This is a genomic window from Thermoactinomyces sp. CICC 10522, assembly GCF_016055075.1.
GTDB lineage: Bacteria > Bacillota > Bacilli > Thermoactinomycetales > Thermoactinomycetaceae > Thermoactinomyces_A > Thermoactinomyces_A daqus.
Window position 1 is genome coordinate 1 of the sequence record NZ_JAECVY010000021.1, and the last position, 7,414, is coordinate 7,414.

Genomic DNA, 7,414 nt, shown 5'->3' on the forward strand with positions numbered 1-7,414 from the left:
CCGGGGGATAGCGGAAGTGCATGTGGGAGAGGGGCAAGTGCTGGCCCGCCTGCACCTGCCTTCCGCGGCAGCGGAAGCGGGCAAGGGCTTCCACCTCCACCCGGGGATGGTCGATGCGGCGATCCAGGCGGGTTTGGGGCTGGGCATTGATTCCGGCCGTCTCGAGCCTGCGCTTCCGTTTGCCGTGGAAGAAGTGGAGATCTATGGCAAAACCGGCCCGGCGATGTGGGCACGGGTTCATCAGGAAACCGGTGGGAAGTTGTCCGTCGATCTGTGCGACGAAACCGGCCGGATTTGCCTGCGAATGCACGACCTGGTTACACGGATGGCAAAACCGGATACTGCGTCGATCGGGGCAACTGCAGAGGAGCACACAGGCAATCTGTTGCTGAAACCCGTATGGGAGGTCATCCCGCAAACAATGGAAGAAAAGTTCCCGCTGCCGGGACAAAACATCGTGCTGGCAGGGGGAACGGAGGCGGAGAGAGAAGCCGTTGCCCGACAATATCCCGGGGTACGGGTGCTGGAGATTGACGATGGGGACTCAATCGAGGTCATTTCCGGGAAAATCCGGCAACTGGGCCACGTTGACCATTTGATCTGGATCGCACCGGATGGTTCCGTCCGGTCGATGACGGAAGAAAGGTTGATTGAGGCACAAGAGCAGATGGTGATCAAGCTGTTCCGGTTGACCAAAGCATTTCTCCATCTGGGCTACGGGCAGAAAGAGCTGGGTTGGACGCTGATTACCACACAGGCGCAGCAGATTCATCCCGATGAAAAGATACAGCCCGCACAGTCTGCCCTCCATGGGTTTGCCGGGTCGCTGGCCAAGGAATATCCGCATTGGCCGATCCGCCTCATCGATCTGGAAAAGACGGAGGACATCCGCTGGGCTTTTGCCCGAATCCGCCATCTGCAAGGGGAAGTGCTCGCATGTCGCGGCGGAGAATGGTACCGCCAGCAGTTGCTTCAGGTGAAAGATGTACAAAAACAGCAAGTTCCCTACAGAACCGGCGGAGTTTATGTCGTGATCGGAGGAGCCGGCGGAATCGGCGAGGTTTGGAGTGAATATCTGATCCGCAATTACCGCGCGAAGATCGTTTGGATTGGCAGACGGGAAAAGAATCGGGAGATTGCGGACAAGATCGACCGTCTTTGTGCATATGGACCGGCTCCCCTATACATTTCCGCCGACGCCACCGACAGGCGGGCCCTGGAACGGGCTCATCGCGAAATCAGGGAAAAGGTCGGACCGGTTCGCGGTGTGGTCCATTCAGCCATTGTGTTGCTCGATCAATCCATTGAGCACATGGATGAAGTACGGTTCAGGGCTTCCTTGGAGGCCAAGGTGAATGTGAGTGTGAGGCTGGCTCAGGTGTTCGCATCGGAACCGCTGGATTTTGTCCTTTTCTTCTCTTCGGTTCAATCCTTTGCCAAGGCGGCCGGGCAGAGCAATTATGCAGCCGGAAGCACTTTCGAGGATGCGTTTGCCCTGGCGCTGGCCCGGGAATGGACTTGTCCGGTAAAAGTGATGAACTGGGGGTACTGGGGCAGCGTCGGAGTGGTTGCTGCCAAAGAATATCACCGGCGAATGGCGGAAGCAGGGATCGGGTCGGTCGAAGCGCCGGAGGCGATGGAAGCATTGGAGATTCTGTTATCCAACCCCGTCTCGCAGCTCGCTTTCATCAACACGATTCGCCCTTTGACTGAGCAAGAAATGAATCCGTCCCAAAAAATATCCGTCTATCCTGCCACCATCCGCTCTTATCTCGACCTTCTGGTCAAGGAGCGCCCACGAGAGGATCAGCGAATGGATCAGGTGATGGCGGCAATCGCAAACAAAATGGAACAACTGACTTCGTTGCTGATCAAGCTGCTCTGGAGCCAGCTGCAATCGACAGGCTTGTTCCGGGAACAGAGCGGAAACCTGACCCGCCTCAGGAAATCGCTTCACAAAGGGTATGGCCGGTGGCTGGCAGAAACCGCAGCGATCCTGGAGCAGCATCATTATCTGAAGCGGGATGGACAAAATTACACGTTGCTTGAGACGGCACCGGTTGATGCAGAGGCAGTCTGGCGGGAGTGGGATGCCCGGAGACAGGAATGGATCGAGGATGAGAATATCCGTCCCCATTTGAGTTTGGCCGAGGCGGTTCTGCGGGAGCTGCCGGCGATTCTCACCGGGAAAAAAGCAGCGACGGAGATCCTGTTTCCCGATTCTTCCATGGAACGGGTGGAAGGCATCTATAAGCAAAATGCCGTGGCCGATTATTACAATGAGAAGCTCGCCGCAATGGTGGCCGCCTATCTTGAGCAGAGGAAACTTCGGGAACCCGGAGTCACTGTCAGAATTCTGGAAATCGGAGCAGGGACGGGAGGCGCCAGCTCGGCAGTGCTGAAGAAACTCAAGCCTTTCCGGGAGCAGATTAAGGAATACTGCTACACGGATATTTCCCGGGCGTTTTTATTGTTTGCCGAAAAAGAATTCGGCTCCCGGAACCCCAATCTTACCTGTAAATTGTTCGATGTCACCGAACCGGTTGCCGGACAGGGAATAGAGGCCGGCGGATACGATATCGTCATTGCGAGCAATGTTCTCCACGCCACCCGGGATTTGCGCGAAACTTTGCGGAATGCCAAGGCTGCGTTGAAACGGAACGGCCTCCTTCTGTTAAATGAAACCACCAGCAAAACCTTGCTGAATCACCTGACTTTCGGGTTGCTGGAAGGTTGGTGGCTGTTTGAGGATGAAGCGTTGCGAATCCCGGGGTCTCCCTTGTTAACGGCGGAACAGTGGCAGACCGTCTTGAGATATGAAGGATTTCGCCCGGCCTTGGCTCCGGTTTTCCCAAACGGCCCGCAGCATCTCATCCTTGCAGAAAGCAACGGAGTTGTCCGGCAGCGGGTACGGGAAAATCACCAGTCTTTGCTTCCGGAGACGGAGATAAGTGAAATCATGCCTGCCCCGGTTGCATCGGAAAATGCTGAAACAGATGAGGATGCCGTTCGCTCCGGAATAACGGTTTATTTGAAGAAGATCGTCGGCGGGATTCTGAAGCTTCCGATTGAGCAGATCGACAGCGCCGAACCCTTGGAGCGGTACGGGTTCGACTCCATTTTGGCCACACAGATGACCAATGCCTTGCGCAACGTTTTTGAGCAGATTTCCGGCACATTGTTGTTTGAGTGCCAAACTCTCGACGAAGTGGCCGACTTTTTGCTGAAAACGCAGCCGGAGACAGTGAAAACGCTCGTAGCCGGAAGCGGAGGAGAGAAAAGGGATGGCGCCGCACATGCTCAGGTGAATGCTGCCGGGCGCACCCCCGATCAGACGGATGTAAAAAGAACGCGGCGTTTACGGTTCCCGAGGCGGAAATCGGACCGGAACAGCCGGACGCTGATCGATGTGGCCATTATCGGGGTGGCCGGCCGTTTTCCAAAAGCGAACGATCTGCACGAATACTGGGAACTTCTAAAATCGGGACAAAGCGGCATAACCGAAATTCCGAAGAAACGCTGGGATTGGCGGGAGTATTACGATGCGGAACCGGGGAAACCCGGCCATATCTACAGCAAATGGGGTGGTTTTCTCGACGGGATTGACCAATTCGACCCCTATTTCTTCCGCATTTCCCCGGCAGAGGCCAAGCGGATGGACCCGCAGGAAAGGCTGTTCCTGGAAATTGCCTATCAAAGCATTGCCGATGCGGGCTATACTCCGGAAAATCTCAGTCACAGCCGCAGGGTAGGGGTATTCGTCGGAGTCATGAACGGGCATTATCCACCGGGAGCGAGTTACTGGTCGATCGCCAACCGGGTTTCCTATACCCTGAATTTTCAGGGGCCCAGCCTGGCCGTGGACAGTGCCTGTTCTTCATCCCTGACGGCGATTCACCTCGCTTTGGAGAGCATTTACAGCGGGGTGAGCGAGTGCGCGATCGCCGGCGGAGTCAATCTGATCGTCCATCCGGATCATTATAGGAAATTGTCGGCGATGATGATGCTCTCTCCCGGGGACAAGTGCCGGCCTTTCGGCAAACAGGCGGACGGGATTGTCGACGGGGAGGGAGTCGGAGCGGTTGTTTTGAAGCCTTTGTCCCAAGCCGAGGCGGATGGGGATCATATTTATGGAGTGATCAAAGGGAGTATGCTTAACGCCGGCGGGAAAACCAACGGCTATACGGTGCCCAATCCCCGGCAGCAGGAACAGGTGATTGCGGAAGCGTTGCAGAGGACCGGGATTGATGCCCGCACGATCAGTTATATTGAGGCGCACGGGACGGGAACGGCCCTGGGGGATCCGATTGAAATCAAGGGTCTGACCGCGGCGTTTGAACGGCATACGTCGGACCGCCAGTTCTGCGCCATCGGCTCGGTGAAATCCAATATTGGACACACGGAGAGTGCGGCCGGGATTGCCGGTTTGATCAAAGTGTTGCTCCAGCTGAAACATCGTCAATTGGTTCCTTCCCTGCATGCCGGGGAACCGAATGTCAATATTGATTTCCGGAATACGCCGTTTGTGGTGCAGCAGGAGCTTGGCGAATGGAGACGGCCTGCAATTGAAAGGGACGGAAAGATTCGCGAATACCCGAGACGGGCCGGAATCTCCTCTTTTGGTGCGGGCGGGGCCAACGCCCATTTGGTGGTGGAGGAATATATCCCCAAAAAGCGAAAACGCTCCGGATCGCCCATCACCGATAACCGTCCGGCCCTGATCGTGCTGTCAGCCAAAAGGGAAGAAGCACTGAGGCAACAGGCAAACCGTTTATTGGCTGCGATTGAGAGAGAGCAGTTCACGTCGGGGGAGCTGGCGTGTATCGCCTATACGTTGCAGACCGGGCGGGAAGCGATGGCTGAGCGGCTTGCCTTTACGGCGGCTTCGATCGCCGAACTGAAACATCAATTGCGGACTTTTCTCGGCCGCGCGGATCAGCCGGGAGACGGTTTGCTGCGGGGGCGCGTGAAAGCACGCAGCGAAGGCCCGGCTGTTTCTGCCGAAAGAATCAGGCAATGGATCCGTGCAGGGAAATTCAGGCCATTGCTGGAGGCTTGGGTCAACGGGGCGGACGTGGATTGGAATCAACTCTACGAGACAGACAAACCGTCCCGCATCCCTTTGCCCGCTGATCCGTTTGTCCGGGAAAGTTTCTGGATAACGGAGCATAAGCCCGGTGTACCCGCGCAGGTTCAGGTGCCGTCTGCGCACCTTCATCCACTGCTGCATCAAAATGTATCGGATCTTGACGGTTTGAAGTTCGCGACGAATTTTGACGGCCGGGAATTTTTCCTCCGGGATCATGTTGTCCGGGGCAAGCGGGTGCTTCCGGGGATGGTGTATCTGGAAATGGCCCGGGCGGCAGCAATGGCGGTGTCAAGCCGTACGGAATCAGGTGAACGGGCAACGGCGCTTCGCCTGAAAAATGTGAGTTGGAATCGTCCGTTGGTGCTGGATGCGCCGACTGTCCGGGTGCACATCGGGCTTTTCCCGGGAAATAACGGGGAGATCACCTATGAAATTTATAAGCAGCCGGAAAACGGAGATGCCGATCCAACCGTGTATTGCCAAGGAAGGATCGTTCCGGCAAAAGCCGGGGATCAAACGCCGCAACTGGATCTGCCGGCCTTGCGGGCTCTGTGCGGGAAACGAATGCTGACACCGGCTGCGTGCTATGCCGCTTTTCAGTCCCTGGGCATTGTTTATGGACCGGGTTATCAGGGATTGGAAGAGATTTATGCAGGGCAGGGGCAAGTGCTGGCGAAAATCAGCCTCCCCGATAGTGTGGCCGATACGGCGGATCAATACCATTTGCATCCGAGTTTGATCGATGCTGCTGTCCAGTCTTCCCTGGGACTGGTCTCTGCCGAAGACCGCACCGTCTTGTTCCTGCCATTTGCTTTGGATGAACTGGAGATATACGGAAACTGCACTCCGCGAATGTGGGCTCTGGTCCGCCGCAGACCAAAGGAAACAGCAAACGCGAACCTGCAAAAACTGGATATCGATTTTTGCGACGAGCAGGGCTCGCTGCGTCTGCGGATGAAAGGTCTGACCATGAAAGCCGTGCAAAGTACAGAGCGCTTTCAAGGCGCAGATTCCGGGCAAAGCCCCTTGCTGCTTTCCCCTTATTGGAAGGCGGAAAAAGCAGTGGGTCGCCCCGACCTGTCCTCCGCCCATGAGCAGCGACACGTGATCGTGTGCGGGGCCGATGAGAAGCTGGCGCAGGAAATGGAACATCGTCTGCCGGGGGTGCATTTCCATTATCCAACTATACGGGAGGACGGCATTGACGGGAAGTTTGCCGATGTTGCCCTTGAAGTGTTTGCTGTCATTCAGCGCATTCTGAAAGCGAAACCGACCGGGACGGTATCGGTGCAGGTTCTGCTCCTCAACCGGAAGGAATATCCGTTTGCCGGGGCGATTTGCGCCATGTTGCAAACGGCCCGTCTGGAAAACCCCCGTGTGACCGGACAATGCCTGGAACTGGAAGGAAACGGGGGGATTGATAACATTCTTGGCATCCTGGAGGAAAATCGCCTCGAGAATCGGGTTTTGCGAGTTGCCTATCAGGATGGAGAGCGATGTGTTCCTGACTGGAGGGAAGTTCCATACGCCCGTGAGCCGGCAGCCGTTCCCTGGAAGGAAGGCGGGGTTTACTTCATCACCGGGGGAGCAGGAGGCCTTGCTTCCATTTTTGCCCGGGAAATCGCCCGGCACATCAACAGAGGGACACTGATCCTGGCAGGGCGTTCACAGCCGGATGCGGCACGCCATGCAGCCTTCAGGGAGTTGGAGAAAGACGGATTCCGGGTTGTCTACAGGCAGCTTGATGTAACTGACCGGGATAAAGTTGTTCGCTGTCTGGAAGACATCAGGGAAGAGTACGGAGGCCTTGACGGAATCATTCATGCCGCCGGTGTAACCAGTGATCAATTCATCATTCAAAAAACCCCGTCGCAATTTGCCCGGGTGCTTGCCCCCAAGGTGACGGGACTGGTGAATCTGGATGAAGCCAGCCGGGAAGATGATCTCGATTTCTTTGTGATTTTTTCTTCCCTCGCCGGAGTTACAGGGAACATCGGGCAGGCGGATTACGCTGCGGCCAATGCCTTTGCCGATCAATATGCACAGTACCGCCATCATTTGGTCGCCCTCGATCAGCGCAGGGGAAGGACACTTTCCATCAACTGGCCCCTGTGGGAGGACGGCGGGATGCGGATCGAATCAGAGCAGGAAGCCCGCTGGATGCAGGATATCGGCATGTCGGCCCTGAAGTCGGAAGCGGGCATAAAGGCGTTCTATCAAGCGCTTGCTTCCGGCCATCCGCAGGTGCTGGTTCTTCACGGGGATCAAAATAAACTGAAACGTTTTATCGGAGCAGGTAAACAGCAGGCGGATGAGGCAGAAAGA

The 7,414-nt window shown here is 56.2% G+C and carries 1 pseudogene; it reads left to right on the plus strand.

Annotation, left to right across the window (positions count from 1 at the left end):
• Positions 1–13 precede the first annotated feature (13 nt).
• Positions 14–7,198 (plus strand): annotated as a pseudogene (locus I8U18_RS15995) (SDR family NAD(P)-dependent oxidoreductase); the annotation flags it as partial.
• Positions 7,199–7,414: the final 216 nt, after the last annotated feature.